Genomic DNA, 25,478 nt, shown 5'->3' on the forward strand with positions numbered 1-25,478 from the left:
TTGCATGCTTGTGCTCAAAGAATGTCTATCATGCTGAAAAGTAGACAAAAGGCTAAAATCAAGATTATTTTAGCCTTTTGTCAATATTCTTAAGCCATTATTTCATGTTTCCTTGAAGGTATGAGCGGATATCTACGCCAAGTGAATCGGCTAATCGTTGTCCGTAATCTTCATCTGCACGATAGAAGTTGCAGATCGCAAGTAATTTTGTTTTATCATTTACGTCTTTCAGATCAGCTGTTAGGTTTTTGATCAATGCTTGTTTCTCTTCTTCTGAGTAGCTTCGATATTTTTCCCCAGCTTGTTTGAAATCGTTTGGTTTTTCAATTTTTTGTCTCACCATACGATCATCGTGAAGGACTTGTTCACTTTCCTTGTAGTGAGGGTTTTCTTTTGGCTGATCATCGTAACGGTTTGGTTCATAGTTAATATGACCGCTTGGACGAGTCGTTGTCATAAAGCCATCCTGCTGATTATTGTGTACAGGTGCATAAGGACAGTTCACCGGAATGCGCATATAGTTGGCACCAAGACGATGACGCTGCGTATCTGGATATGAGAACAGACGACCTTGAAGCAGTTTATCTTCAGATGCTTCAATTCCTGGAACAAGTGCACTTGGTGTGAAAGCAGATTGCTCTGTTTCAGCAAAGAAGTTCTCAGGATTGCGGTTCAGTGTCATGCGTCCTACTTTTTGAAGCGGGTAATCTTCTTCACTCCATGTCTTTGTTGGATCACATGGATCATAATCAAGATCATCATAATCGCTCAGCGGCATCAACTGGACATATAAGTCCCAGGCTGGATAGTTGCCGTTTTCAATGCGGTCATATAAGTCTCTTGTCGCATGCTGGAAATCATTCGCTTGGATTTCTGCTGCTTCTTCCATTGATAAATTACGAATGCCTTCTGAAGGTCTCCAGTGATATTTCACATATTTTGTTTCTCCATATTTGTTGACCCATCTAAATGTATGCACACCAGAACCGCGCATTTCAGCGTAGTTCGCAGGAATTCCTTCATCAGAGAAGAGCCATGTGAGCATATGAGTGGATTCAGGTGTTAAGGTCATAAAATCCCAATAACGGTCAGGATCTTGGATATTCGTTACAGGATCTGGTTTGAGAGAGTGAACCATATCAGGGAATTTCAATGCATCACGTATAAAGAAGATCGGCAAGTTATTACCAACTAGATCATAGTTGCCTTCTTCTGTATAAAATTTGACAGCAAAGCCGCGCGGATCACGCAATGTTTCAGGTGAACCTTTAGGATGAATAACGGTAGAGAAGCGAACAAAAACATCTGTCTGTTTTCCATCTTCACTTAAGAAGGCAGCTTTTGTATGTTTCTCCATGCTATTTTCAACTTCAAACACACCATAAGCGCCGGCGCCTCTTGCATGAACAACACGCTCTGGAATGCGTTCACGATCGAAGTGTGCAAGTTTTTCAATCAAATGGTAATCATCAAGAAATGTAGGACCGCGGTGACCAGCTGTTCTTGAGTTTTGATTATCGCCAACAGGTACGCCTTGGTTCGTTGTCAAATTTTTATGATTTGAATTTGTCATTCTTTTTCTCCTCCTGTAAACAAAAAAATAGTATCTAGCAATCTATATACCCTAATTATATTGAATCAAACATGATAGTCAATATCTATTTATAATAATTTTAAATTAATTATTATTACAAGAAGGTAAAGAAAAAGACGAAAGAATAGAATTCTTTCGCCTAAAGGAGGAGCTCTCTAAGAGCATCTTTGTTTTGAGTTAAATCTTTTAATGTGTATTGGTCAAGAACGCGCAAGTAAGCAGAGAGTGCTTCATGAAGTACATGCTTTAATGAACAAATCGGAGAGATGATACAGCTGTTTTTCCTAGGATCAAAGCATTCAACCATGACTAAATCATCCTCTGTATAACGGACAACCTCTCCAATGTTAATGCTTTCTGGGCTTTTCCCAAGCCTAATCCCGCCATTTCTTCCACGGATCGTTTCTACATACCCGCGTTTTCCAAGATGATAAATCACCTTTGTCAGATGATTTTTAGAAATGTCATAAACATCGGCGATCTGCTGAATATTTGACAGTTCATTGTTCTCTCTTGATGCTAAATAAATGAGTACTCTTAATGAGAAATCGGTATAATTCGTTAGTTTCATTTTGACGACCTCTAAACCTGATAGAGTTTTGTATCATCGTAACACATTTTAGACAAAAACTGTTCGAGAAAGTGTTAAATGTGACAACATTTAAAACATGTATTATAAATATTGCTTTTATAAGTTGTCATCCGTTACGATAAAGATGTATTTAAAATACACCTTTTGAAAGAAGGAATGACGATGTTATCTAAAGATCAAATGAATGCTATTAAACAATCAGCCCCTCTATTAAAAGCCGAGGGAACCAAACTTGTGACTGTTTTTTATCAAAATATGATTCGTCAGCATCCAGAGCTACTCAATCAATTTAATAAAACAAACCTCATGAACGGAAGTCAGCCAGAGGCGCTTGCTGCAACACTATACCAAGCTGCACTGCACATCGATCGATTAGAAGAATTACTCCCTGTGGTTAAACAGATCGCCCATAAGCATGTCAGTGTGATGGTCAAAAAAGAGCAATATCCAATCGTCGGATATCACCTGATTGAAGGAATGAAAGAAGTGTTTGGTTTAACGGAAAAAGATGACACGCTTTTAGCTTGGAAGGCGGCATATGACATCATTGCGAATATCTTTATTACGATTGAAGCAGAAATGATGGAGGAGAATGTAAAACAAAAAGGCGGATGGTCAGATGTGAAACCGTTTGTGATTAAGAAAAAGGTACAGGAATCTCCAGCGCTGATCTCCTTTTATTTAGTACCAGAAGATGAATCAGAGCTGCCGATGTTTGAAGCCGGTCAATATATTACGGTTCAGGCAGATATGCCAGGTGAGGCTTATATGTGCAGTAGACAATACAGCTTATCAGATCAGCATCATCCATCTTATTACCGCATTACAGTGAAGCGCGATGGTCATGTGTCTACATTTTTGCATGATGAAATGGAAGAAGGAGACGTTCTTCAAGTGAGTATGCCGCAGGGAATGTTCTGCTTGCAAGAAGACACAAAAGAGCCTGTTTATTTCATTAGTGCTGGTTCTGGCGTCACGCCAATGATCGGTTTATTGAAAACAGCAGCGCAAAACAGTCATCCATTTACAATGATTCATGCAGATCGATTAGAGGATGTGACCGCCTTTGAACATGAATTTGAAAGCGTTCTATCATCAGCTCCGCATGGCCGCATCCTCTTATGTAATGAACAATTTGCGCAGTCTGGTAAGGGAGAGCTTGTTGAAAAAGCAGCTTCCCGCATTGACCGTTCATTCCTTCAATCAGTGGTTGGAGAAGGGAAAGGTCAATTTTATCTATGCGGTTCCCCTGTGTTTACCGAAGAGATGATTCATATACTAAAAGAGTTGGGAATTCCAGAACAGAATATTCATTTCGAATCATTTGGAGGGCAATCCACAAAAGAAATGGAAGTCGTCTAAACGAATGCTGGAACATCATGTTTTATTAGATGCGCTCATATAGTAGGAATAAGTCCGATGAGGAGGGATGGTTTCCTTGAGCGTATCTGAAAAACGTCTTTTACAAAAAGCCATTGATGAAATTACAGAAATTGCAGAAGGATTTAGTCTAGATTTTTATCCGATGAGATATGAAATCTGTCCCGCTGAAATTATTTATACGTTCGGTGCATACGGAATGCCAACACGATTCAGCCACTGGAGCTTCGGGAAACAATTTCATAAAATGAAGCTTCATTATGATTTAGGATTAAGCAAAATTTATGAGCTGGTCATCAATTCAAATCCTTGCTATGCCTTTCTACTTGATAATAACACGCTTGTTCAAAATAAATTAATTGTGGCTCATGTATTGGCACATTGTGATTTCTTTAAAAATAATTGCCGTTTCCAAAACACAAAACGAGACATGGTAGAAAGCATGTCAGCAGCGGCTGAGCGGATCAAAGAATATGAGCATCTTCATGGAACAAAAGAAGTTGAATCTTTTTTAGACGCCGTATTGGCTCTCCAGGAGCATATTGATCCGTCTCTTGTTCGCTCAAAACTAAGCTGGAACATCGGCGATGAAGAAGAATATGAAGATGACCAGCCAAAGCGCCAGACGCCGTATGATGATTTGTGGGGGATGGATGAGCCAAAAATACGTGAGAAAAAGAAAATCGTCAAGCCATTTCCACCAAAGCCGGAAAAAGATATTTTACTCTTTATTGAGGCGCACTCCCGGGAGTTAGAGCCATGGCAGCGTGATGTTCTCACGATGCTGAGGGAGGAAATGCTCTATTTTTGGCCGCAGCTAGAAACAAAGATTATGAATGAAGGCTGGGCATCGTATTGGCATCAGCGGATTATGCGAGAGCTTGATTTGGATTCAAGTGAATCGATTGAGTTTGCCAAATTAAATGCTGGCGTTGTGCAGCCGTCAAAAACAGGCATCAATCCTTACTATTTAGGTCTGAAGATTTTTGAAGATATCGAAGAGCGCTATGATAATCCATGTGAAGAATTAACAAAAGCAGGGGTGACAAAAGGATCAGGCCGCAGCAAAATGTTTGAAGTCAGGGAGATTGAATCAGATATTTCCTTCATACGAAATTACTTAACAAAAGACCTTGTGATGAGAGAAGATTTGTACTTGTTTCAAAAACAAGGGAGAGATTACAAAGTCATCGATAAAGAATGGAAGGCTGTTCGTGATCAGCTAGTCAGCATGAGGGTCAATGGCGGCTTTCCTTATTTGACAGTGATGGATGGCGACTATTTAAAAAACAATGAACTTTATATTAAACATTGGTATGAGGGCATTGAACTAGATCTGAAATACTTAGAAAAAGTACTTCCTTATTTGCATCAACTATGGGGAAGAAGTGTGCATATCGAATCCATTCTTGAAGGAAAAGAAGTCATGTTTTCGTATGATGGAAAAGGAGTTCATAGAAAATATCTCGCATAAAAACAAAAAGATGTCTCTGAGCAGACATCTTTTTTGCCGATTTTATTGGTTTTTCAGCAGTTTGAAAATGTGTTTTGCTTGATCGGTGTTTTCCATCAAACCTTTTAGCTTTTGGCTTGTTGGACCATACGCAAAGAATGGCACTTCATCACCCGTATGACCTGATGTGGTCCAGCCTGTATGTGATCTCACGTTGATTACTTCTTCAATTGCATCATCAATTTTAACCGCATCCTTTGTTTCAGCAGCTTTTTGAATGGAGGCCATTTCTTCTTTTGTGAAATCAAGATCGATATATTGTTTCAGTGCTGATTCAACAGTCATGCCACTGACGATTTTGTTTGCGATAAAATCAGGGGTCTTTTTCGCTGCTTTTACCGGTTTGTAATCCCAGCTACCCGAGCCGTCTGCCCCAAAGGAGAGTCCGCCAGTTGAATGATCGGCAGTGGTGATAACTAACGTATTTTTATCCTTTTTTGCAAAACGAATCGCTTCTTCAAATGCTTTTTCAAAATCCTTCATTTCACTCATGGCACTCACAATATCATGATCATGGCCAGCCCAGTCAATTTGGCTGCCTTCAACCATAAGGAAAAACCCATTTTTGTTTTTAGACAGCTGTTTAATGGCTGAGTGCGTCATGTCTTGCAGGGAAGGGGTCTTTTTATCACGATCAATCGCTTTATCAAGGCCGCTATCTGCAAAAATGCCTAACACCTTTTGGTTCTTGTTTTGTTGTAAGTCATCTTTATTGGTGACATAATCATATCCTGCTCGCTTAAATTCCTTCGTTAAATCCCGATCCTTCCGGACAAAATCGACGAGTCCTCCGCCAAGCATGACATCGACTGTATGCTGTTTTCCGATTTTTTCATCGAAGAAATCATCAGCGATGGCTGCTGTGTTTTTTCTCGATACATCATGAGTCGCATACGCAGCAGGGGTAGCATTCGTTAATTCAGAGGTCACGACAAGCCCCGTAGATTTTCCCTTCCGTTTTGCTTCTTCTAGTACTGTTTTTAATTTTTTGCCGTTTTTATTTACACTAATTGCATTGTTGTAAGTCTTTTTACCAGTTGCCATAGCTGTACCAGCCGCTGCTGAATCCGTGATATTGCTTTTCGAATCATTAGGGTATGTTTTATGCATGCCTGTGAGGTAAGGGTCAAACGCTGTTTGCTTTGAAAGGTCTCCGTTGTGCTTAAATGAACGGTAAGTTGAAAGATACGGTGTTCCCATGCCATCCCCGATCAGCACAATCACATTTTGCACGTCATTTTTTGGCTTCTTTTTAGCCTCTGCTTTGTCAGCCTGTCCAAATTCAATTCCTGAAAAAATGCCAATCGATAGCACAGATGCTGCCGCCACTGCAGCTATTTTCGTTTTCGAGCTTTTCAACACACTCATTCATTTTGCCTCCTCATTGTTTATGTATCGCTCTTACGTTTACAATGGTAGAGCAGAATTGTGGATTCCCATTTACAGGATCGTAAAAATCCCTTTAAAATTGTAAAGGACCACTTTACATAGAATGGACTAAAAAGAGAAATGAATGTATCATTTATCCATGACAAGATGCATTTATTTTGTCATGATTGTGTAATGAAAATGAAATATAAAGAACCCTAAAAAAAAATAAATTTTGCCGAATTAATAAGCATAATGTCGTAGGAAGTCAAGACTATTTCTTCTGGTATTTGATCCTTATAATAGTAAGTAGATAAAAATTCGGATCACGATAGATACATACAGGAGGAACAAATGAAAAAACAATTGATCACAGCTGCAAGTGCAGTTCTACTTGGGACGACATTATTTGCCGGAGCTGCCTCAGCACAATCAGTAAAAGTTCAAAAAGGTGACTCTCTTTCTGTTCTAGCGAAAAAATATAAGACAAGCGTAAGCAAGATTAAATCAGACAATAAACTGAAATCTAATACGATATATGTTGGACAAACGTTAAAAGTAAATGGTACTGCCGCAAAAAAAACAACGAAAACATCAAAAACAACGACTAAAGTAAAAGCGGCGTCAACGGCAGCGACTCATAAAGTTGTAAAAGGTGATACGTTATCTAAAATCGGCAAAAAATACGGCATGACCGTAAAAGAGCTGAAATCGTTAAATAAACTCAAAACAAACCTGATCAAAATTGGGCAAAAGCTAAAGGTCAAAAAGACGTCTAAAAAAGTGAAGACAACACCTGTGAAAGAAAAAACAGTTTCTGTTTCTTCTTTGAACACGTCTAAACTTGTAGCGGATGCTAAAGCGCACAATGGCACACCATATAGATGGGGTGGAACGACACCAAAGGGCTTTGATTGCAGCGGGTTTATGTGGTATATCATTAACAAGCAAAAAAAGATTTCAAGACAAACAACTGAAGGTTTCTGGGGATCAATGAAAAGCGTATCTTCTCCAAAGATTGGCGATTTTGTGTTCTTTACAACATATAAATCGGGTCCATCTCACATGGGTGTCTACATTGGGAACAACAAGTTTATCCATGCTGCTTCTGATGGTGTGACGATCAGTGATATGAATTCAAGCTATTGGAAGCCGATTTACCTTGGAGCGAAAACATTTGTGAAGTAATTTATTTTAAAAGACTGCTGATGAAGCAGTCTTTTTTATTTGCGCTATAGACATAAGAATATAAATTGATATTCAAAAAAGCCCGTGCTACTTGGCATTAGTCAAGTAACACGGGCTTTTCATGTTGAGAATGGCTTAAAAACCTAATTGAAGATCAACATCGATTGATACGATGGCATAGACACATACAATGACAAAGATATTCAGTACGACACCGAGGAATCCAGGGCCCGTACGGCCTTTTTTAATGAACAGTTCAATAATGCCAAATGGAACTGCGGCCATTGCAAAAGGAAGCATCTGAAAAGAATAAAATGTCACATTACTGATAATGGCGAGGTTCAGCATGAGCAGGGATAATATCGCAGTACCGACAGAAATCCAGCCAAATACATTATGCTCTTTAAAAATTCTTACCAATTCCATAATTCCACCTCGCTCACTTTTGCCGTTTTAATGCGTTTTGTCTTCACAAATTTCTCAATTTCTTTTGAAGGACCTGTGATCACAGAGCCATAAATCGTAACACCATTTTGGTTGATATAGCGTATTCGGTTTGACAGATCCAGTTCAGGTCTGCCAGATATCGTTTTTGCCCAGGTTGGGTGCTGATTGACGTAAGTAAGGGCATCTTTAAATTGATCGACCTCTGTTTTTGATGTGTGCTGAAGTTCTTTTAAGAATTCAGAGTCTCTCCCAGGAAAGCCAATTGGCCGCTGATTCCCACTTAAAGAATCCTCTGTTTTAATCGCATTCCAGAGCACTTTCATATCATATTTTTTAGCAAAGGAATAAACGTCCTTTGGTGTATATGCTTTGTCATAAGAAACATACACTTCACTGACTGTTCCTTCAGGAAGCTTGTCTAAAGTAGTCAGTGTTTGTTTTTTAGATGCATCTGCCTGAGTAGAAGGATGGGTAAAGAAATCCTCCGTATCACGTGAGCTGTCACCATAATATGAAATCATAGGCTGCTTTAATTTATCGAAAAACATCTCGATTTGTTCACTGCCAATGGCTTCTGTTTTATTGCCAATTTGTTTTTGCAGCTTCAATTCGGTGTTCATTCCAAAAAGCTTGACTTGGCCTTTTAAATCCTTCATATCAATCGCCACGTTTGGTTTCGTCAAAGCGACTGTTACAGCAGCTGTTTCCATGAAGTGATTTCCTTTACTCTCTGCTCCGCCAACACCGTAGTATAGATAACTTCCTAATGTACAAAGCGGTAAAATAATAAGTGTAGAGATGACAGCAAGTACAGAAATACGTAAATAAGACTTTCTTTTTCCGTATTGTAAGATGGCTTTTTGCTTTTCAGGACTGATAGAAAAATCGGTCCAATCCGAGTCGTTCAGTTCCTGACTTAAGCGTTTTTCATTTTCTTCTAGCTCTTCTTCAAAAGCCATCATTTCTTCCTCGTTCATCTCACCATTATTATATTGTTCCCATCGCTTGTTAAACTCTTCATTCATCATTAACACCTCTGTTGTAAAGTGCTTTTAGGCGCTGCCTTGCACGAAATAAAACACTTTTAAAATTTGCTTCAGTAATATTCATGACCTTGGATGCTTCCTTGTAATTCAGTTCTTTTAAATAATACAATGTCAACGCTTCCTTATAGTTATCTGGAAGCTGTTCCAAATACATGTTGAGGACTTCTTTTATTTCAACCTGTTCAGCAGGGCTTTGTACAGATGTTTGTAAAAGGCCGCCAATAAGATCATCCGATATGGTCACTTCTTTTTTATGTTTCCTGACATAATCAATAAAAGCATTTCGTGCCACCTGAAATAACCAAGGTTTCACTTTGCTATGGTCGTAGGAATGAATATGTATATAAGCACGCATAAAGGTTTCCTGCAATAAGTCTTCTGCCAAATGTTTGTCTTTTGTCATGGAGAGCAGAAACCTGTAAACATCGTTCATATACATTTGATAAATTTCATCGATCGTCACTGATTTTTCTCCCCTCTATGTTATACACGCATAAGAAAGGCATAAAGTTGCACGAAACTTCTCAATACCGTACAATACTCATCTCTTTCGCCGAATCAAAATCATTTCTCCTTATCATAGCGAAATTTCCACCATTTATAAAGCATTTTCAATAGAACAAAGCAGGAAAAAACCTTAAAAAACGACAAAATTGGACACAATTCCTCTTCTATTCTCTCCTAAAACCATGGACCTGAATACAGAAAGAACAATCATTCTGAACGAAAAATGATGTGATGGTTTAGTTGTTTCAAGAAATTTTTAGTACCAGGTAATAAAAAATTTGTTATAATAGAAACAAATCCTTCATTCTTCAAACAAAGGAAGTGCACTATGTATAAATTTTCAGGTTATACCATTAAAGTATTATTTACTCTTCGAGGCGGAATCAAAGTATATCAAAGAGAGAATCTGCCAACGGATCGGGGATTTGTCATTGCATGTACACATGAGGGTTTTGTGGATGTTCTTGCATTAGGCGCAGGGATTCTTCCATTTGAGATCCACTACATGGCGAAAAAAGAATTGTTTGCAAATAAATGGATCGGTGGATTTTTAAAGAAGATTCATGCCTTTCCAGTTGATCGAGAGAATCCTGGGCCAAGCAGTATTAAAACGCCCATTAAATTATTAAAAGAGGGAAAAATCGTTGGGATTTTTCCAAGCGGAACACGTACAACAGAAGATGTACCTTTAAAAAGAGGTGCGGTTACCATTGCGCAGCTTGGTAAAGCGCCAATCGTCCCAGCAGCGTACAAAGGACCGTCCAATGCAAAAAGTCTTTTTAAAAAGGGAAAAATGCGCTTAATTATCGGTAAACCGATTGAGCAGTCAGAATTTGAGCATCTACCGCCAAAAGAACGATTAGGTGCCATGACAGAAGTTTTAAACACAAGAATCAAGGAACTTGAAGCTCAATTAATGGAAAAAGCATAAGAAAAACGACCGCTTGCTTTGGCAAGGGTCGTTTTTTTATTAAGAAGCGCCTTCTTCAGCGGCTTCTGCTAACTGTTCATTTAACTTTTTAACTTCGATATATACCACATGGTGTCCATCGACTTCATTAATAATAAATTCATAGCCTTGTTCACGAATGGTGTCATTTTTCTCAACTTCATATTTCTGAGTAAGGAACCAGCCGCCAATCGTATCGACTTCTTCATTATCAAGCTGCGTACCTAAGAGCAGGTTGACTTGGTCAACTAGAACCTTTCCATCAAAGATATAATGGTCTTCTCCAAGTTTACGCACTTCGTTGATTTCATCAATATCGAATTCATCACGAATTTCACCGACGATTTCTTCAAGGATGTCTTCTACAGTCACAAGACCAGCTGTACCGCCATATTCATCTGATAAAATCGCCATGTGTACACGTTCGCGCTGCATTTTGAGCAATAAATCATGTACAGGAACGGTTTCGATCACATGAATAATTGGATTGACAAACTTTTCAATCGTATCACTTGTAGAACACTCACCGCTAATACAAGCTGTGAGAACCTCTTTGATGTTCAGAACACCAATCATATTATCTTTATCGCCATCTTCAATTGGATAACGTGTATATTTCTCAACCTTGGTCACTTTCAGCATTTCCTCAATGGTAATATCATGAGGGAAACTGACAACTTCGGTACGAGGAATCATAATTTCTTTCGCCAGACGGTCATCAAATTCAAAAATTTTATTTACATATTTGAATTCAGACTGGTTAATTTCGCCGCTTTTATAGCTCTCTGATAAAATAATCCGCAATTCTTCTTCAGAGTGCGCCATGTCATGCTCAGAAACTTGCTGAAGACCGAACGCTTTTGTTAACAAACGAGCAGATCCATTTAATACCCAGATAAACGGGAACATCACTTTGTAAAAAATCATGAGCGGTCTAGCAAAAAGAAGAGATACTTGCTCTGCCTTTTGAATGGCGAGTGTTTTTGGTGCAAGTTCTCCAACCACAACGTGTAAAAACGTCATAATACTAAACGCAATAATAAAAGTGACAATCGAACTAGCTGATTGAGGGATTGATAGCTCTACAAAAAGTGGAGCCAGCATGTGCGCAATGGTTTCTTCCCCTAACCAACCAATACCAAGGGCGGTAATGGTAATACCGAGCTGACAGGCCGACAGATACTCATCAAGGTGAGTGGTGACATGCTTGACAGCAACTGCTGTTTTATTACCTTCTGCGATTAACTGATCAATTCTTGAGCTTCTTAAGCGAATGATCGCAAACTCTGATGCAACGAAAAATGCGGTTAAAGCTATAAGCAAAGCAACTATAAGTAAATTAACTATGTCCAATTAAGGCCTTCGTTCTGACTTTGAGAACGAAGGTAACACCTCCTGTTTAGTAAAAATTTTAACTTAACAGCAGTAAAAATGATTGGACAGCCGTCATCTTCTCAGGTGTAAGCTGTTCTTTTAATTTTTCACGTTGTTCTGGTTCAAGCTGCTTACAACGTACCAAAATGCGGTCCATATGCTCGTTCATCCGATCGATATCAGAGGTTAAATGGACAAGTTCATCAGAAGCTTCCTTTTGAGAAGGGAATTGTTCATCTAATCTGGATTTGATGTCAGAAAGAGCCAATCTCTGCTGTTTGCAAAGAACGATTAATTGTAATCGTTTTAAAGCATGTTCATCGTAATAACGATAATTTGAGCAAGATCTAACAGGCGCAAGCAACCCTAGATTTGTATAATAATCTACAGTACGTTTCGTCACCTGTGCAATCTGTGCTAGTTCACCAATACGATACTTTTTCTCAGCCCCATCTGAACATCTCCTCCTAACCGTCACGTTATAGTTTATGAAAATAGTTTAATATAATTCTAGCCTGAAATACAAGTTAATTGTTCAGATTTCCTGCCGATATGAAGAGGAGAGAGGGATTTCTCAGTCTAAATGGTCCTGTCAAATTTCACATAGTGATACAGGAATTTTCAGATTATTTATGGTAAGATAAAATGAATACCGTTTCATATATATGTAGAGAAACGGATTTATACGTGAACCGGAGGTGGTTAAGTGGGGCCCTCAATATAGTCTTATTTAATCAGTTAACCGTTTTACAAAACATAACATCATCAATCAGGAGGTGACTCCTTGTTCTTCTAAGAAAGAGCAAGGTTAAATGGACGATATTGTTAATCTGAGTATAGTCGGTGTTTTGATTGCTTTAACAGCTTTCTTTGTTGCATCTGAATTTGCCATCGTAAAGGTGAGAAGCTCAAGAATTGATCAGCTTGTTGCCGAAGGGTCCAAAAAGGCGATGGTGGCGAAAAAGGTGACATCAAGGCTGGATGAATATTTGTCAGCCTGTCAGCTTGGTATTACTGTGACATCACTTGGTTTAGGGTGGATTGGTAAGCCAGCTGTAAAAGAACTTTTGGTTCGAGGTTTTGGTTTGACAAACATTCCTGATTCAGCAATCAGCCTGATCTCAGCAACACTTGCGTTCTCTATTATTACCTTTTTGCATGTAGTCGTCGGTGAGCTTACACCAAAAACACTAGCGATTCAAAAGGCGGAAAAAATGACGCTTTGGTTGTCAGGTCCGCTACATGCATTTTATATCCTAATGTTCCCTTTCATTTATGTGTTAAACGGGTCAGCCCGTGTTTTAACCAAAATGATGGGCATCGATATGGGGTCTGAAAAAGAACATTCCCATTCTGAAGAAGAATTAAAGATTTTACTATCTGAGAGCTTAAAAAATGGGGAAATCAACCCGTCAGAATATAATTATATGAATAAAATTTTCGACTTTGATAATCGAATTGCCAGAGAGATCATGGTCCCGCGGAGAGAAATTTGTGCCATTCCAGAAGATATGCCGCTAGATGAAATCCTCTCCATCATGACGCAGGAGAAGTATACACGCTTTCCCGTGTTTTCAGGCGATAAAGATCATGTCATCGGCATGCTGAACAAAAAGCAGCTCTTTGCAGATCTTGTGTATCAAGGAGAAAAGGATCAATTGAAGATCCAAGATTATATATATCCAGTGATTGAAGTCATTGATACGATTCCTATTCAGGAGCTTCTCGTCAAGATGCAACGCGATCGAATGCACATGGCGATTTTAACCGACGAATATGGCGGAACGTCTGGACTTGTCACAACAGAAGATATTTTAGAAGAGATTGTTGGAGATATTCGAGATGAATTCGATGAAGATGAGCAGCCGGTTATTCAAAAAAGAGCCGATCATCATTATGTTTTAGATGGCAAAGTCAGATTAGAGGAAGTACAAGATTTGATCGAAATGTCATATCATGATGAAGAAATTGATACAATAGGCGGGCTCATCTTAAATGAGAACATTGATATCCGAGAAGGACAATCCATTTATCTTGACGATATTCGGATGAAGGTCTTGGAGATGGATGGACGCTATGTGAAAAAGATCGATTTGAAGAAAGGCGTCACGTCAACAGATAAAGGAAATACACGCACAGGGCTTGATATAAAAGAGCCGCTGTTAGTAAATGAAATGACCTTGAGCGAAAAATAAGCTCAAGGTTTTTTTAGGTATTTAGTCTCTTTTTACGAATGTTTGTTCGGGTTATAATAGGAACAAACGTTCGATAGAGGGGGATGGACATGCTTTGGTATGAAACAGCGAGTATCACGGAGAAAAAAACCTCAATGAAACGAATTGAGTTTCATTTGAAGAATTTCAAAAATTACCAGGCGGCGATTTTAAATATCGAAAGACAGCTTGAAAAAAGAAGTTCGCATCATTTGGAACACATGACACGGAAGAAGTTAGAAGAGCAAAAAAATCAGTATGAACTCATCGTTGCTTGTATTGAAACAGCACTAAAAGAGTTGGATGAGATAGAGAAGCAGCTCATCGATTACAAATACTTTCGAGATTGGCGGATGGCCAAGTGTGCGATGGAAATCGGCTATAGTGAAAAAACTCTTTTTTTAATGAAACGCCAGCTTATGGATCAACTGCTCATTAGCTTAGCTGCGATAACCAATGTTTAAACAAGGTGTTGTCCTATTTGATAGAACGTGGCAAAGAGACAGAAAGACCCGATGATTGTGATCAATAAGTAGACAGCTAGTTTTCCAATTTGCCGCTGCTGTAGCATGGTCGCAGACTCTACACTAAACGTAGAGAATGTTGTAAAGCCTCCGAAAAAACCTGTTCCAATGATCATTAGTAGCGGGTGATTGGCAGTCACGGCACCTGTTAGTAAACCTAAACCGGCAGCACCTAATAAATTAATGAGAATAATACTGTACGGGAAACGAGCATGAGACTTAGTTTTCTGCATCAATTGGCTAATGAAAAAACGAAGGGCGCTGCCAATCCCGCCGGCAATAGCTGTATATAAAACGATCATTTATCTGCCTCCTCTCTCCTACTTATTTCGTTGAAAGAGCCGCTGAGCTAGCATTAGTCCACATAAGGCAGCCGCTAATCCGGCAATGACTGAGAGCAGGATGTAGGTCACACTTAAAGTGAATTGCCCAGTCTGTAATAAAAGAATTGTTTCTTTAGAAAAAGTGGACATTGTCGTAAAGCCTCCGCAAAATCCTGTTCCGATCAAAGCGGCAAGATATTTTTTTCTCTTTTGGAACATAAAATATCCTGTTGAAAAACCAAGAAGCAGACTGCCTGCCACATTTTCGATTAGTGTTGCATAAGGAAATGTTTGGCTGACAACAGATTGGCTAAGTTCATATCTGCAAAGTGTCCCAATCAGTCCGCCAATAAATACGGCAAGATAAGCTTTCATTTACATCATTTCTCCTTTAGAAAAAATGGCGGGTGATCCGTCACGACACCATCAACGGAATATTTTTTGATCCGATCAGCTGTTTTTTGATCTTTCACAGTCCATATAAACACATCCATCCCGAATGAGTGGATGCGGTCTATCCACCATCTGTTGATCATTGTCTTCTTCATATTAAGGCAATTGGCAAACGAGCTGTATGCCATTAACTTTCTTTTCGTCAGTTTAAATGCATTAGGCTTTATAATCAAAGCTGTTCGAAGAGAAGGGGCGAAAGCTTTGATTCTTTGAAGTGCATGATCATCAAAAGATTGAATCATCATATGGCGAGAATAGGCAAACCGGTTGATGATGCGGGCAACTGCCTTTTCAATTCCTATCTGCCGTTTTGGGTGTTTGATCTCAATCAATATCCCGATCCTCTGGCTGTATCTTTCAAGAATTTCTTGTAATGTTGGAATTCGTTCATTCGTGTACTGTTGGTCAAACCAGCTTCCTGCGTCCAGTTTTTTTAGCTGATCAAGTGTATAGCTTTTGACTAAGCCGTTCCCGTTCGTCGTTCGGTCTACAGTATCGTCATGGATCACGACGACATGCTGGTCCAATGTGAGCTGTACATCTAATTCAATATAATCTGCACCTTGCTGAACAGCTAAATCAAATGCGGCAATTGTATTTTCTGGGGCAGTGCTTGATGATCCTCTATGCGCAATAATATACACATGCTCCAGCTCCTGACTTAAGTTCTGGTTTTATCATATCAAATGCTTTACCATTTTTCCTTGTTTACTATATGGCCGAAAGAAGAGCTGTATGTAATGGTGAATCACAATGTGAAAAGTTGCAGGAATATCCCAAGCCATGATTGAGTAAATCTGAAGTACATCAATTTTTTCTTCGATCAATTTTGTCCAAATCGTCAGCGTTCGCCAAAATATTAGTGCTTTCGTCATGTTGACTGAAAATTCTGATGTTTTATAATGATGAAAAGGAGGCGAGATGATTGGGTAAAGGGAGAATTAGAGTGGAAGAACGTATTAAGGTCGAAACGGATGCTGAAATGTTTAAAGCGACTCTCCTTGATCAGGCTCAGAAGAAAAAGTAGTTTGCTGCCCGTCGATATGTCTCTAGCCAAAATTTCATAATTGAACATCATGCCTCGGGACTCGTCCCGAGGCTTTTTATTTAGAGGTCAGACATTTATGAGAGGACATAAACGAAGGTTATATTATAAACTAGAGAGGATTGTTTTAAAGGAGAGAGACAAACATGTTTACACAAAAATGGATGGATACATATTTTACAGTAGATGTTGCGATCCAAATCGGTATTAGTCTTTGTATTTTATTGCTTTTTTTATTGCTTCGGAAAGTATTTACGAAGTACTTATTTCATCTTCTCTTTAGGCTGACCAATCGGTCTAAAACGGAGGTCATTAATCAAATTGTTGTGGCATTCGAAAAGCCAGCCAGACTGTTTTTTGTCGCACTTGGGTTATATTTTGCGTTAAGACAGGCACCATACTTTGAGCATCATATGGATGTCATCATCAAATTATATAGATCCTCCATTATATTGATGCTGACGTGGGGGCTTTGTAATTTAACTGCAGCTTCTTCTTTCTTATTTCAAAAAGTAAATTCGAAATTTGAATTAGAAATGGATGATATTTTAGCGCCGTTTTTATCGAAGGTGTTTCGCTTCATTATCATTGCACTCAGTATTAGTGTCATTGCACAGGAATTTAATTATGATGTAAATGGACTTGTGGCAGGTCTCGGTCTGGGTGGTCTAGCTTTTGCACTTGCTGCACAGGATACGGTGGCGAACTTTTTTGGAGGGATCGTCATTATTACAGAGAAGCCTTTTACGATGGGCGACTTTGTGGAGACACCAAGTGTTCTTGGGACTGTCGAGGACATTACATTTCGAAGTACAAAGTTTAGAACACCTGCTGAAGCTGTCGTGACAGTTCCGAATTCTACGCTTTCAAAGGAACCAATCACGAACTGGACGAGAATGAATAAACGCCAAATAACGTTTTCCGTACGTGTATCCTACAATACACCAAAGGAAAATTTGGACCATTGTATCAAGCGACTTAAACAAATGCTTGATGAGCATGATGGGGTACACAAGGAGACAATCATGGTGAATCTCGATGTACTGGCAGACAGTTATTTGAATTTATTTTTCAACTTTTACACAAACACGACGGTCTGGGCTGAAAACCTGAATATTAAACAGGACATTAACTACCGTATCATGGATATCTTCCATGAAGAAGGTGTAGAATTTGCCTTCCCTGGACAGACCATTTACATGAAACAAAAAGGTGAAAAACAGCTGAGTGAATAAAGGAGGATGGATGAGTGGATCAAACAAAGGTGGCAGTGCTAAAAGAAAAATTAACGCAGTCTTCACATATTATGGTACTTTCAGGTGCGGGTATGAGCACGGAATCAGGTATTCCTGATTTTAGGTCAACGGGCGGTTTATGGACTGAAGACACCAGTCGCATGGAGGCGATGAGCAGGTCCTACTTTTTATCAAATCCTCATCAATTCTGGCCGAAATTCAAGGAATTGTTTCAGATGAAAATGAGCGGGGCGTACGAGCCGAATAGCGGGCATACCTTTTTAGCCAACCTTGAGAAACAAGGAAAGCATGTGGATATTTTCACCCAAAATATTGACGGATTACATAAAAAAGCAGGAAGCCAGCATGTATATGAACTCCACGGTTCCATTCAAACCGCTACTTGCCCATCGTGCCATGCAACATATGATCTGCCTTATTTATTACAAGAAGAAGTGCCTGTATGTCTCAAGGTTTCCGCAGACGGACGGACATGTGGGCAAGTGCTGAAAACAGATGTTGTCCTTTTTGGAGACAGGGTCAAACATTTTGATCAAGTAGAGAAATCACTTCAGCAAGCGGACCTTCTGCTCGTCATGGGAACCTCCCTAGAAGTAGCGCCAGCAAGATATATTCCAGAAGATGCAGGTCAAAATCCTTCCATCTTCAAGGTGATGATGAATTTGAGTGAAACAGAATACGATCCATTGTTTGATCTTGTCTTTCATGAACGAATTGGCGATCTCGTGAAAGATTTATAAAACATTAAAACACCCGCATCCGATAGGTGCGGGTGTTTCTTTATTGCTGCAGCGGCTTCATTGTTTCATCAAGAACTTCAAATGTATAGCCCTTGGCTTTTAGCTGTGTGAGCAAACTGTTTAAGTATTTTGCTGTCGCTGGCTGATCGTGCATTAAGATGATTTTTGGTTCTTTTGGATGTTTTGTCTCTAGCACTTGCAGCTGATTCAAAACTTCTGGTACATATTTTGAGCTTTTATATTTCCAGTCAAGACTGTCAATTGTCCAATCCCAGTAGATAAAGCCTTTTTGTTTTAAACGTGCTTTTTGCTGATCGGTTAAATTGGGGGCGCTGCCATAAGGTGTCCTCACAAGGTGCGTATACTCTCCTGTGACAGAAGCCAAAATGCGCTGATCTTCTTTCATCTCATTGACCGGAGAATCACTTTTTTGATAAAAACGTTTCACATCATGTGTGATCCCATGAAGCCCTAACTGATGACCTTCTTGATGAAGTCTTTTCACAGCTGCCGGATGTTCCTTAATCTGCGGCCCGAGCATGAAGAATGTGGCCTTTACTTGATGCGCTTTGAGCACATCCAAAAGCTGGTTTGATGTGGCTGACGGACCATCATCAAAGGTTAAAAAGATCGTTTGATCTGTTACATGTTTGTTTGGGTTGATCTTAAAATGTACATCTAATGTTTTTGTAGAATCATCTTTTGCTTTCAGACTTGTGCTTGTGTCTCGAAATTCACTGCTCGCAGACATTTGAGCTGGCTGATCTGCTGCCTGCATATTGGTTTTAGATATATCCCAAATAAAAAAGAGGATCAGTGACAGAATCACTAAACCAATCGCCTTTGAGAGCAGCATCGTGTTTGAAGGTGTCTGTTTTTTCGTAACCCGTTGCATTACAATCGCTCCAATAAATCAAAAATTTGTGTCGAATCATGTAGTAGATTCTGTCTTTTTTCGATGTTTTTTGTCGTGTCCATATGGAGTAAGTATACAGGAAAAAAGAGCCTATGAATATAGAAGATGCTAAAAAATTGGAATCTTTTTGGTTATGAGTCTATGTTTGTTACAATAGAAAGTTGACCATTTATCATGATGTGAAATAATTCTGAATAATCATTGAAACATACCCATTTATCCGCTAAGATAGCATCAGATTCAACCATTATTGCGAAGCGAAGGGGAGATTCCGTATGAAAGTATTGTATAATGACGATTTCATTGAAAAAGAGGATGCTCGTGTTGATATTGAAGACAGAGGCTATCAATTTGGTGATGGTGTCTATGAGGTCATCCGTGTATACAATGGGACTTTGTTTACATTAAAAGAGCATACAGAGCGTCTGTTCAAGAGTGCAAAAGAAATCGGCATTCATCTTCAAGGTGCAGTATCAGATATGGAAGAAAAATTAAAACAGCTCGTCGCCCATAACCAATTAACAGATGGTGGAGTGTATATTCAAGTGACTCGTGGCGTCGCACCTCGTAAACATCAATATGGAAATTCTCTCACTCCTCAAATCACAGCATATACGTTTCAAGTGAAAAAGCCTGTTCATGAGCAGACAGCTGGTGTAAAGGCCATCATATCTGAGGACCTTCGCTGGTTAAGATGTGATATTAAAAGCTTAAATCTCTTATATAACGTCATGGAAAAACAGAAAGCATCTGAAGCTGGTGCATTTGAAGCCATTCTCATTAGGGATGGTTTTGTGACAGAGGGTACCTCCTCGAATGTATATGCCGTCATTGATGGCGTGATTCGCACACATCCCGCAAACAATTTAATTCTAAATGGTATTACCCGTAGAAAGCTTCTTGAAGTATGTGAAGAAGAGGGAAGCAGTGTTAAAGAAACGCGTATCAGTAAAGAAGAGCTGCTGGGAGCGCAGGAAATCTTCATCAGCTCGACGACTGCTGAAGTCATTCCGATTGTTGAAATTGATGGTCAGCCAGTAGGTGAAGGCGTTCCAGGAGAGTTAACAAAACGTATACAAGAAGGCTTTCAGCAAAAAATTAAACAGGAAAGTGAAGCATCAATTTCTTCGTAAATAAAAAGAGGCTGTAAACGAATGTTTACAGCCTTTTGTGATTCTTTTATTTTACAATGAGCACAGGTATATCTGATTTTGATGATAATTTTTCACTTACACTACCAAAGAGCATTTTTTTCAATCTGCTTTGGTCACGGGCTCCCATGACGATGAGGTCTGCTGAAATCTCTTCAGCATATTCGATAATCGCTTCTGCTGGTTCTCCCTCAACAATTTCAATGGCAGCTTCAAACTGCTCCTCATTTAAAAGCATTCTTGCTTCTGCAACGACCTCTTCTGTATGATCTTCAAAAATCAAGGGACTTTGCTGTTCATCATGAGGTACATACACAGGGGGTGTTTGAAGGTCTGCCATACCGCCACCGATATAAGCTCCGCCAGTCATTGGGCGAGGTGCATCAAACACCTGTCTGCTTGATTTGCCATCATGTGCATAGGCAATGGTCAGTTTGGCATGCAGGGTTTTGGCTAAAGCGATTGCCTTTTTTAATGCTTTCTTACTGTCTTCATGTCCATCAAACGCAACGACCATCCGATCAGCTTGAAACAATGTCCTCATTCCTTTCAAAAGGAGTCTTTACACTCATGGTATACCCGTTATCTGAAAAAGATACACATCAAGGATGTGTATCTTTTTGTTAGAAAATTTCATTTATTGAAAAATATTTATTGACAAAATGGTGACAGCCACTATAAGATAAAAAAAGATTCAAGAGCCAAAAGGAGGAAATGTCATGTGCAACATCATTGGAAGAATGAAATCAAACTGCATGAATGGGTTGATTCACGTGACAATTACACCTTCATTGGTCATTGAAAAGGGACTCGTATGTTCCAATTGATCGGATGAATCAAGGCGTATGTTGCGTATTTGTCAACATGCGCCTTTTTACATGAAGAAAAGAGGCGTACCAGATAGCTGGTTGCCTCTTTTTTTGTTGTATTCATTTCGTATTTCGAAATAAAGGGATGGAGATCAACAAGTAAATGAAGAGGAGTGAAAGCATGTGAACATGCCAAAAACAAGACAAATGACAAAAACCAAAAAAACAATTCAAGGTGACAGCCAAGAAAATTTAGAAAGCGGCTAGCTTTAAAAGGAGAGACAAATATGTTTTCGGTATTTACAAAATTAGGCTGGTTCTTCAAACAAGAGTGGAGACGTTATACGATCGCCATTACGCTCCTGCTCATAGTGAATGTGCTTGAAATGCTACCCCCAAGATATCTTGGGCAGGCAGTTGATGACATTCGTTCTGGTCAATTTACAACTTCGAGTATGATGTTTTATGTAGCCATTTTTTGCTTGCTAGGTGTTGTCGTCTATACGCTGACCTACTTTTGGATGTATCAGTTATTTGGCGGCGCAAATGTCATGGAGCGTGTGATGCGCGGGAAGCTCATGCGCCACTTACTTAAGATGACACCCACCTTTTATGAAAAGAAAAAAACCGGTAACTTAATGGCATTAGGTACAAACGATTTGAATGCTGTAGCTTTAACGACAGGTTTTGGCGTTCTGACATTGGTGGATTCCACTGCTTATATGCTAATGATCTTTTTTACGATGGGACTGACGATCAGCTGGAAATTAACATTAATGGCGATCATCCCTATGCCGCTGATGGCGCTTTTGATTGCGTATTATGGCAGTAAGATTCATGATCGCTTTACAGTTGCTCAAGATGCATTTGGTGATATGAACGATCGCGTGCTTGAATCGGTCGCAGGCGTCCGGGTCATCCGGTCTTTTGTACAGGAGAAACAAGATGTCGAACGCTTTCGTGAAATGACAGATGATGTATTTCAAAAAAATATGAGAGTGGCGGTCATTGATTCATTATTTGAGCCGACAGTGAAATTACTTGTCGGTGTCAGCTACTTAATAGGAATTGGATACGGAGCCTACCTTGTATTCCAAAGCGATTTAACCATTGGTGAGCTTGTCGCTTTTAACGTGTATCTTGGGATGATGATCTGGCCAATGTTTGCGATCGGCGAGTTGATTAATATTATGCAAAGAGGAAATGCGTCGTTAGACCGGTTGAATCATACACTCAGCTACAAGCCGGATGTTACAGACGCTTCTCAGCCAAAAACGTTACAAGAGCCTGGGGATATTCAGTTTGACCATGTGACATTTAGGTATCCAACTTCCCCTAAAAATAACTTAATTGATGTGTCCTTTACCGTTCGAAAGGGACAGACAATCGGAATTACAGGCAAAACAGGAAGCGGAAAAACAACTATTGTAAAACAGCTTCTGCGCCAGTATCCAACAGGTGATGGTCAAATCCTGCTATCAGGAGTCCCAATCCAAGAGATCGAATTGGATCAGCTATTTCAATGGATCGGATACGTACCGCAGGATCATATTCTTTTTTCTAAAAGTGTAGAAGAAAATATGCGTTTCGGTCATCGAGACGCAAAACAAAATGAATTAGCACAAGCGATCAAAGATGCTTATTTTGAAAAAGATTTACGCCTTTTGCCAGAGGGACTCGAAACGATGGTCGGAGAAAAAGGTGTGGCGCTATCAGGTGGACAAAAGCAGCGAATTTCCATTGCGCGCGCTTTATTAATAGATCCCGACATTTTAATACTGGATGATTCCCTTTCTGCGGTAGATGCAAAAACAGAAACCGCTATTTTAGAAAATCTAAGACAAAATCGTCATGGAAAAACGACGTTTATTACGACTCATCGTCTATCAGCTGTTGAGCATGCGGATCTCATACTTGTTATGGAAGAAGGACGCATCGTCCAAAAGGGAACTCACAAAGAGCTCATTCAGCAAGATGGATGGTATAAAGAACAATTTCTGCGTCAGCAGCTGACAAACCAGCTGGAAGGAGGGGATGAGGCATGACAACAGGAAGAAGACTCCTTACCTACGCACTCCTTTATAAGAAAGTATTGTCTGTTGCCTTGATCTTTCTCATCATTGCAGTAGGTGCTGAACTGACAGGACCATTTATTGGGAAGAAAATGATTGATGATCATATTTTAGGTGTAGAAAAGCCATATGTCGAGGTCAATGAAAAAACAGACAAAACCGTTTATTACCAGGGAAATAACTATATACGAACCGATCGATTAGACAGTGATATGGAATCCGGAAAACAAATCAATGTGGTGCAGGTCGGATTTGGTTACTATTTTGTGAATGAGCCGATTCGATTTGATGGAAACCGAAAGATATCGGGGGATCAGCTTACCATTGAAAATGGAAAAGAGCGCGAGACCTATCAAGTACAGCGTTTATCAAAAGAGGAAATTTTCTCTTTTTATGAGCCTGAAATTAGTGGTTTGGTGCAGCTTGTTCTATTTTATCTAGGGCTTCTCGTTATTGCGATTTTCTTTCAATATGCGCAGCATTACTTGCTACAGCGAATAGCCAACCGAATTATTCAAAAAATGAGGGTTGATGTATTTGAGCATATTCAAACACTACCTATTCGGTATTTTGATAATTTACCGGCTGGAAAGGTCGTAGCTAGGATTACCAATGACACTGAAACCATTCGTGATTTATATGTGACAGTTCTCGCCAATTTTGTGACGAGTGCGATTTACATGATTGGGATTTATATTGCCATGTTTTTATTAAATGTGAAGCTGGCACTTATTTGTTTGGTGGCGGTACCGATTATTTTCCTATGGTCAATGACCTACAGAAAGTTTGCATCGGTTTACAACCACCGCATTCGTTCAATCATTAGTGATATCAATGCCAAGCTAAATGAAGCCATTCAAGGAATGACCATTATTCAAGCGTTTCGTCATGAAAAAGTGACAAAAGAGGAATTCGATGAGCTGAACAACAATCACTTTCGATATCAGCGAAAGATGCTTCATTTAAATTCACTTCTATCACATAACTTGGTTAACCTGCTTCGAAATTTAGCCTACGTGGCACTTATTTGGTATTTTGGCGGTGCGTCTTTAAGTGCTACGGGGATAGTGTCGATTGGTGTGCTTTATGCGTTTGTCGATTATTTAAATCGATTATTTCAGCCGATTACAGGCATTGTGAACCAATTCTCGAGATTAGAATTAGCACGGGTTTCATCAGAAAGGGTTTTCAGATTATTGGATGAACCAGGAACAACAGTGGAAGAACCTGTCCATAAGGAAATGGAAGGACACGTTCAGTTCCAAGATGTCACCTTTGCTTATAATGAAGGGAAGAATGTATTAAAGACCATTACATTCGAGGCCAAAAAAGGCCAGACAGTTGCACTTGTGGGGCATACTGGATCTGGGAAAAGCTCGATCATGAACTTGCTGCTTCGTTTTTATGACATTCAGCAAGGAGACATTCTCATTGATGGGGAAAGCATTTATCGCCAGTCCCGGCAAACCTTGCGGAAACAAATGGGCATCGTACTTCAAGACCCGTATTTATTTTCTGGAACGATTGCATCCAATGTTAGCTTAGGAAATGAAGACATTAAACGAGAAACGATTGAATCATCATTAAAACAAGTAGGCGCAGTAGAGTTATTGAAGCACCTACCAGAAGGATTTGATGAACCGGTCGTTGAAAAGGGAAGCACTCTTTCCTCAGGGGAACGTCAGTTAATTTCATTTGCTCGTGCACTAGCGTACGATCCAGCGATCTTAATTTTAGATGAAGCCACTGCAAACATTGATACAGAAACAGAAGCGATCATTCAGCGAGCGCTTGATGTCGTCAAAGAAGGACGAACAACGTTTGTCATTGCTCACCGATTATCTACCATTAAGAAAGCCGATATGATTTTGGTTTTAGAAAAAGGTGAAATTGTCGAGCGGGGTAGTCATGATCAACTCATGCAGCAAGAAGGGCTATATGCGCAAATGTACGAACTGCAAAAAGGTGCTGTGGCAAACTAGATGATGAATCACAAAAAAGAGCCTCACATTGAATGA

Annotated in this window: 25 protein-coding genes; 12 read left to right on the top strand and 13 right to left on the bottom strand. The window is 39.5% G+C overall.

Annotation, left to right across the window (positions count from 1 at the left end):
- Positions 1–97 precede the first annotated feature (97 nt).
- A complete protein-coding gene (locus GPS65_RS09980) occupies positions 98–1,573 on the bottom strand; it encodes a catalase (RefSeq protein WP_012009409.1) in 1,476 nt (491 codons plus the stop codon).
- Between the two features lie 160 nt (positions 1,574–1,733).
- Positions 1,734–2,165: an Rrf2 family transcriptional regulator gene (locus tag GPS65_RS09985; RefSeq protein WP_012009410.1), complete on the bottom strand. Its 432-nt coding sequence runs from the start codon at positions 2,163–2,165 to the stop codon at positions 1,734–1,736.
- A 183-nt stretch (positions 2,166–2,348) separates the two neighbouring features.
- Between GPS65_RS09985 and GPS65_RS09990 the strand changes: the two genes are divergently transcribed.
- Both GPS65_RS09990 and GPS65_RS09995 read left to right on the top strand, forming a co-directional pair.
- On the top strand, positions 2,349–3,548 hold the full coding sequence (locus GPS65_RS09990) for a globin domain-containing protein (RefSeq protein WP_144473823.1): 1,200 nt from the start codon (positions 2,349–2,351) through the stop codon (positions 3,546–3,548).
- A 67-nt stretch (positions 3,549–3,615) separates the two neighbouring features.
- Positions 3,616–5,040 (top strand): SpoVR family protein, encoded by a 1,425-nt coding sequence (locus GPS65_RS09995; protein WP_391509241.1) that lies wholly within the window; start codon positions 3,616–3,618, stop codon positions 5,038–5,040.
- 42 nt (positions 5,041–5,082) lie between these two features.
- On the opposite strand, the gene GPS65_RS10000 is transcribed toward GPS65_RS09995, so the two are convergent.
- Entirely contained in the window at positions 5,083–6,447 is a 1,365-nt protein-coding gene (locus GPS65_RS10000) for an alkaline phosphatase (RefSeq protein WP_012009413.1), read from the bottom strand.
- A gap of 354 nt (positions 6,448–6,801) precedes the next feature.
- Between GPS65_RS10000 and GPS65_RS10005 the strand changes: the two genes are divergently transcribed.
- Positions 6,802–7,635, top strand: a complete 834-nt coding sequence (locus GPS65_RS10005) for a C40 family peptidase (protein WP_144481825.1) — start codon at positions 6,802–6,804, stop codon at positions 7,633–7,635.
- Positions 7,636–7,770: 135 nt separating this feature from the next.
- On the opposite strand, the gene GPS65_RS10010 is transcribed toward GPS65_RS10005, so the two are convergent.
- Genes GPS65_RS10010 through GPS65_RS10020 form a run of 3 tightly spaced genes read right to left on the bottom strand, consistent with a single transcriptional unit; the run spans position 7,771 to position 9,591 of the window.
- Positions 7,771–8,061, bottom strand: coding sequence for a hypothetical protein (locus GPS65_RS10010; protein WP_024425288.1), 291 nt, complete (start codon positions 8,059–8,061; stop codon positions 7,771–7,773).
- A complete protein-coding gene (locus tag GPS65_RS10015) occupies positions 8,049–9,107 on the bottom strand; it encodes an anti-sigma factor (RefSeq protein WP_088003975.1) in 1,059 nt (352 codons plus the stop codon). Before GPS65_RS10015 ends, GPS65_RS10010 begins: the two co-directional genes overlap by 13 nt.
- Entirely contained in the window at positions 9,100–9,591 is a 492-nt protein-coding gene (locus GPS65_RS10020) for a sigma-70 family RNA polymerase sigma factor (RefSeq protein ID WP_003211938.1), read from the bottom strand. Before GPS65_RS10020 ends, GPS65_RS10015 begins: the two co-directional genes overlap by 8 nt.
- Before the next feature lie 372 nt (positions 9,592–9,963).
- On the opposite strand from GPS65_RS10020, the gene GPS65_RS10025 reads away from it, so the two are divergent.
- Positions 9,964–10,566: a lysophospholipid acyltransferase family protein gene (locus tag GPS65_RS10025; protein ID WP_012009418.1), complete on the top strand. Its 603-nt coding sequence runs from the start codon at positions 9,964–9,966 to the stop codon at positions 10,564–10,566.
- Positions 10,567–10,605: 39 nt separating this feature from the next.
- Here the strand turns inward: GPS65_RS10025 and GPS65_RS10030 are convergent, their stop codons facing one another.
- Both GPS65_RS10030 and GPS65_RS10035 read right to left on the bottom strand, forming a co-directional pair.
- Positions 10,606–11,937: a hemolysin family protein gene (locus tag GPS65_RS10030; RefSeq protein WP_012009419.1), complete on the bottom strand. Its 1,332-nt coding sequence runs from the start codon at positions 11,935–11,937 to the stop codon at positions 10,606–10,608.
- 58 nt (positions 11,938–11,995) lie between these two features.
- Positions 11,996–12,436, bottom strand: a complete 441-nt coding sequence (locus GPS65_RS10035; protein ID WP_012009420.1) for a MerR family transcriptional regulator — start codon at positions 12,434–12,436, stop codon at positions 11,996–11,998.
- A gap of 334 nt (positions 12,437–12,770) precedes the next feature.
- On the opposite strand from GPS65_RS10035, the gene GPS65_RS10040 reads away from it, so the two are divergent.
- Positions 12,771–14,153 (top strand): hemolysin family protein, encoded by a 1,383-nt coding sequence (locus GPS65_RS10040; RefSeq protein WP_144473819.1) that lies wholly within the window; start codon positions 12,771–12,773, stop codon positions 14,151–14,153.
- Between the two features lie 89 nt (positions 14,154–14,242).
- The gene (locus GPS65_RS10045) at positions 14,243–14,635 is read left to right on the top strand and encodes a hypothetical protein (RefSeq protein WP_012009422.1); all 393 of its coding nucleotides are present in this window, start codon (positions 14,243–14,245) and stop codon (positions 14,633–14,635) included.
- On the opposite strand, the gene crcB (GPS65_RS10050) is transcribed toward GPS65_RS10045, so the two are convergent.
- The 3 genes from crcB (GPS65_RS10050) to GPS65_RS10060 are packed head-to-tail and all read right to left on the bottom strand — an operon-like array spanning position 14,632 to position 16,115.
- On the bottom strand, positions 14,632–14,997 hold the full coding sequence (gene crcB, locus GPS65_RS10050) for a fluoride efflux transporter CrcB (RefSeq protein ID WP_012009423.1): 366 nt from the start codon (positions 14,995–14,997) through the stop codon (positions 14,632–14,634). The two genes, GPS65_RS10045 and crcB (GPS65_RS10050), sit on opposite strands and share 4 nt — an antisense overlap.
- A gap of 18 nt (positions 14,998–15,015) precedes the next feature.
- Positions 15,016–15,393, bottom strand: coding sequence for a fluoride efflux transporter CrcB (crcB, locus tag GPS65_RS10055; protein WP_012009424.1), 378 nt, complete (start codon positions 15,391–15,393; stop codon positions 15,016–15,018).
- 5 nt (positions 15,394–15,398) lie between these two features.
- The gene (locus GPS65_RS10060) at positions 15,399–16,115 is read right to left on the bottom strand and encodes a glycerophosphodiester phosphodiesterase (protein ID WP_012009425.1); all 717 of its coding nucleotides are present in this window, start codon (positions 16,113–16,115) and stop codon (positions 15,399–15,401) included.
- Between the two features lie 281 nt (positions 16,116–16,396).
- Between GPS65_RS10060 and GPS65_RS10065 the strand changes: the two genes are divergently transcribed.
- The 3 genes from GPS65_RS10065 (at position 16,397) to GPS65_RS10075 (ending at position 18,512) form a co-directional block, all read left to right on the top strand.
- The gene (locus GPS65_RS10065) at positions 16,397–16,498 is read left to right on the top strand and encodes a YhdX family protein (RefSeq protein WP_008359843.1); all 102 of its coding nucleotides are present in this window, start codon (positions 16,397–16,399) and stop codon (positions 16,496–16,498) included.
- A 164-nt stretch (positions 16,499–16,662) separates the two neighbouring features.
- Entirely contained in the window at positions 16,663–17,751 is a 1,089-nt protein-coding gene (locus tag GPS65_RS10070) for a mechanosensitive ion channel family protein (protein ID WP_012009427.1), read from the top strand.
- Between the two features lie 29 nt (positions 17,752–17,780).
- Complete coding sequence (locus GPS65_RS10075; RefSeq protein WP_391509244.1) at positions 17,781–18,512, top strand: NAD-dependent protein deacylase; 732 nt, start codon at positions 17,781–17,783, stop codon at positions 18,510–18,512.
- Positions 18,513–18,552: 40 nt separating this feature from the next.
- Here the strand turns inward: GPS65_RS10075 and GPS65_RS10080 are convergent, their stop codons facing one another.
- Entirely contained in the window at positions 18,553–19,407 is an 855-nt protein-coding gene (locus tag GPS65_RS10080; protein ID WP_119124635.1) for a polysaccharide deacetylase family protein, read from the bottom strand.
- A 296-nt stretch (positions 19,408–19,703) separates the two neighbouring features.
- On the opposite strand from GPS65_RS10080, the gene dat reads away from it, so the two are divergent.
- Positions 19,704–20,561, top strand: a complete 858-nt coding sequence (gene dat, locus GPS65_RS10085) for a D-amino-acid transaminase (RefSeq protein ID WP_012009430.1) — start codon at positions 19,704–19,706, stop codon at positions 20,559–20,561.
- A gap of 46 nt (positions 20,562–20,607) precedes the next feature.
- Here dat and GPS65_RS10090 read toward each other — a convergent pair whose 3' ends face one another.
- Entirely contained in the window at positions 20,608–21,114 is a 507-nt protein-coding gene (locus GPS65_RS10090) for a universal stress protein (protein ID WP_008348950.1), read from the bottom strand.
- A 561-nt stretch (positions 21,115–21,675) separates the two neighbouring features.
- Between GPS65_RS10090 and bmrC the strand changes: the two genes are divergently transcribed.
- Entirely contained in the window at positions 21,676–23,433 is a 1,758-nt protein-coding gene (gene bmrC, locus GPS65_RS10095; RefSeq protein WP_144468251.1) for a multidrug ABC transporter ATP-binding protein BmrC, read from the top strand.
- Complete coding sequence (locus tag GPS65_RS10100) at positions 23,430–25,442, top strand: ABC transporter ATP-binding protein (protein ID WP_119124636.1); 2,013 nt, start codon at positions 23,430–23,432, stop codon at positions 25,440–25,442. The genes bmrC and GPS65_RS10100 overlap by 4 nt, the downstream gene beginning before the upstream one ends.
- The last annotated feature ends 36 nt before the right edge of the window (positions 25,443–25,478 follow it).

The sequence above is a fragment of the Bacillus pumilus genome (genome assembly GCF_009937765.1).
GTDB lineage: Bacteria > Bacillota > Bacilli > Bacillales > Bacillaceae > Bacillus > Bacillus pumilus_O.

Bases quoted from the DNA above. Each gene is read 5' to 3' on its own strand.
- GPS65_RS10040 (WP_144473819.1), top strand. From the start codon at position 12,771: ATGGACGATATTGTTAATCTGAGTATAGTCGGTGTTTTGATTGCTTTA.
- dat (WP_012009430.1), top strand. From the start codon at position 19,704: ATGAAAGTATTGTATAATGACGATTTCATTGAAAAAGAGGATGCTCGT.
- bmrC (WP_144468251.1), top strand. From the start codon at position 21,676: ATGTTTTCGGTATTTACAAAATTAGGCTGGTTCTTCAAACAAGAGTGG.
- GPS65_RS10045 (WP_012009422.1), top strand. From the start codon at position 14,243: ATGCTTTGGTATGAAACAGCGAGTATCACGGAGAAAAAAACCTCAATG.
- GPS65_RS10080 (WP_119124635.1), bottom strand. From the start codon at position 19,407: ATGCAACGGGTTACGAAAAAACAGACACCTTCAAACACGATGCTGCTC.
- crcB (WP_012009423.1), bottom strand. From the start codon at position 14,997: ATGATCGTTTTATATACAGCTATTGCCGGCGGGATTGGCAGCGCCCTT.
- GPS65_RS09995 (WP_391509241.1), top strand. From the start codon at position 3,616: ATGGTTTCCTTGAGCGTATCTGAAAAACGTCTTTTACAAAAAGCCATT.
- GPS65_RS10025 (WP_012009418.1), top strand. From the start codon at position 9,964: ATGTATAAATTTTCAGGTTATACCATTAAAGTATTATTTACTCTTCGA.
- GPS65_RS10100 (WP_119124636.1), top strand. From the start codon at position 23,430: ATGACAACAGGAAGAAGACTCCTTACCTACGCACTCCTTTATAAGAAA.
- GPS65_RS10000 (WP_012009413.1), bottom strand. From the start codon at position 6,447: ATGAGTGTGTTGAAAAGCTCGAAAACGAAAATAGCTGCAGTGGCGGCA.
- crcB (WP_012009424.1), bottom strand. From the start codon at position 15,393: ATGAAAGCTTATCTTGCCGTATTTATTGGCGGACTGATTGGGACACTT.
- GPS65_RS10010 (WP_024425288.1), bottom strand. From the start codon at position 8,061: ATGGAATTGGTAAGAATTTTTAAAGAGCATAATGTATTTGGCTGGATT.
- GPS65_RS09990 (WP_144473823.1), top strand. From the start codon at position 2,349: ATGTTATCTAAAGATCAAATGAATGCTATTAAACAATCAGCCCCTCTA.
- GPS65_RS10015 (WP_088003975.1), bottom strand. From the start codon at position 9,107: ATGAATGAAGAGTTTAACAAGCGATGGGAACAATATAATAATGGTGAG.
- GPS65_RS09985 (WP_012009410.1), bottom strand. From the start codon at position 2,165: ATGAAACTAACGAATTATACCGATTTCTCATTAAGAGTACTCATTTAT.
- GPS65_RS10070 (WP_012009427.1), top strand. From the start codon at position 16,663: ATGTTTACACAAAAATGGATGGATACATATTTTACAGTAGATGTTGCG.
- GPS65_RS10005 (WP_144481825.1), top strand. From the start codon at position 6,802: ATGAAAAAACAATTGATCACAGCTGCAAGTGCAGTTCTACTTGGGACG.
- GPS65_RS09980 (WP_012009409.1), bottom strand. From the start codon at position 1,573: ATGACAAATTCAAATCATAAAAATTTGACAACGAACCAAGGCGTACCT.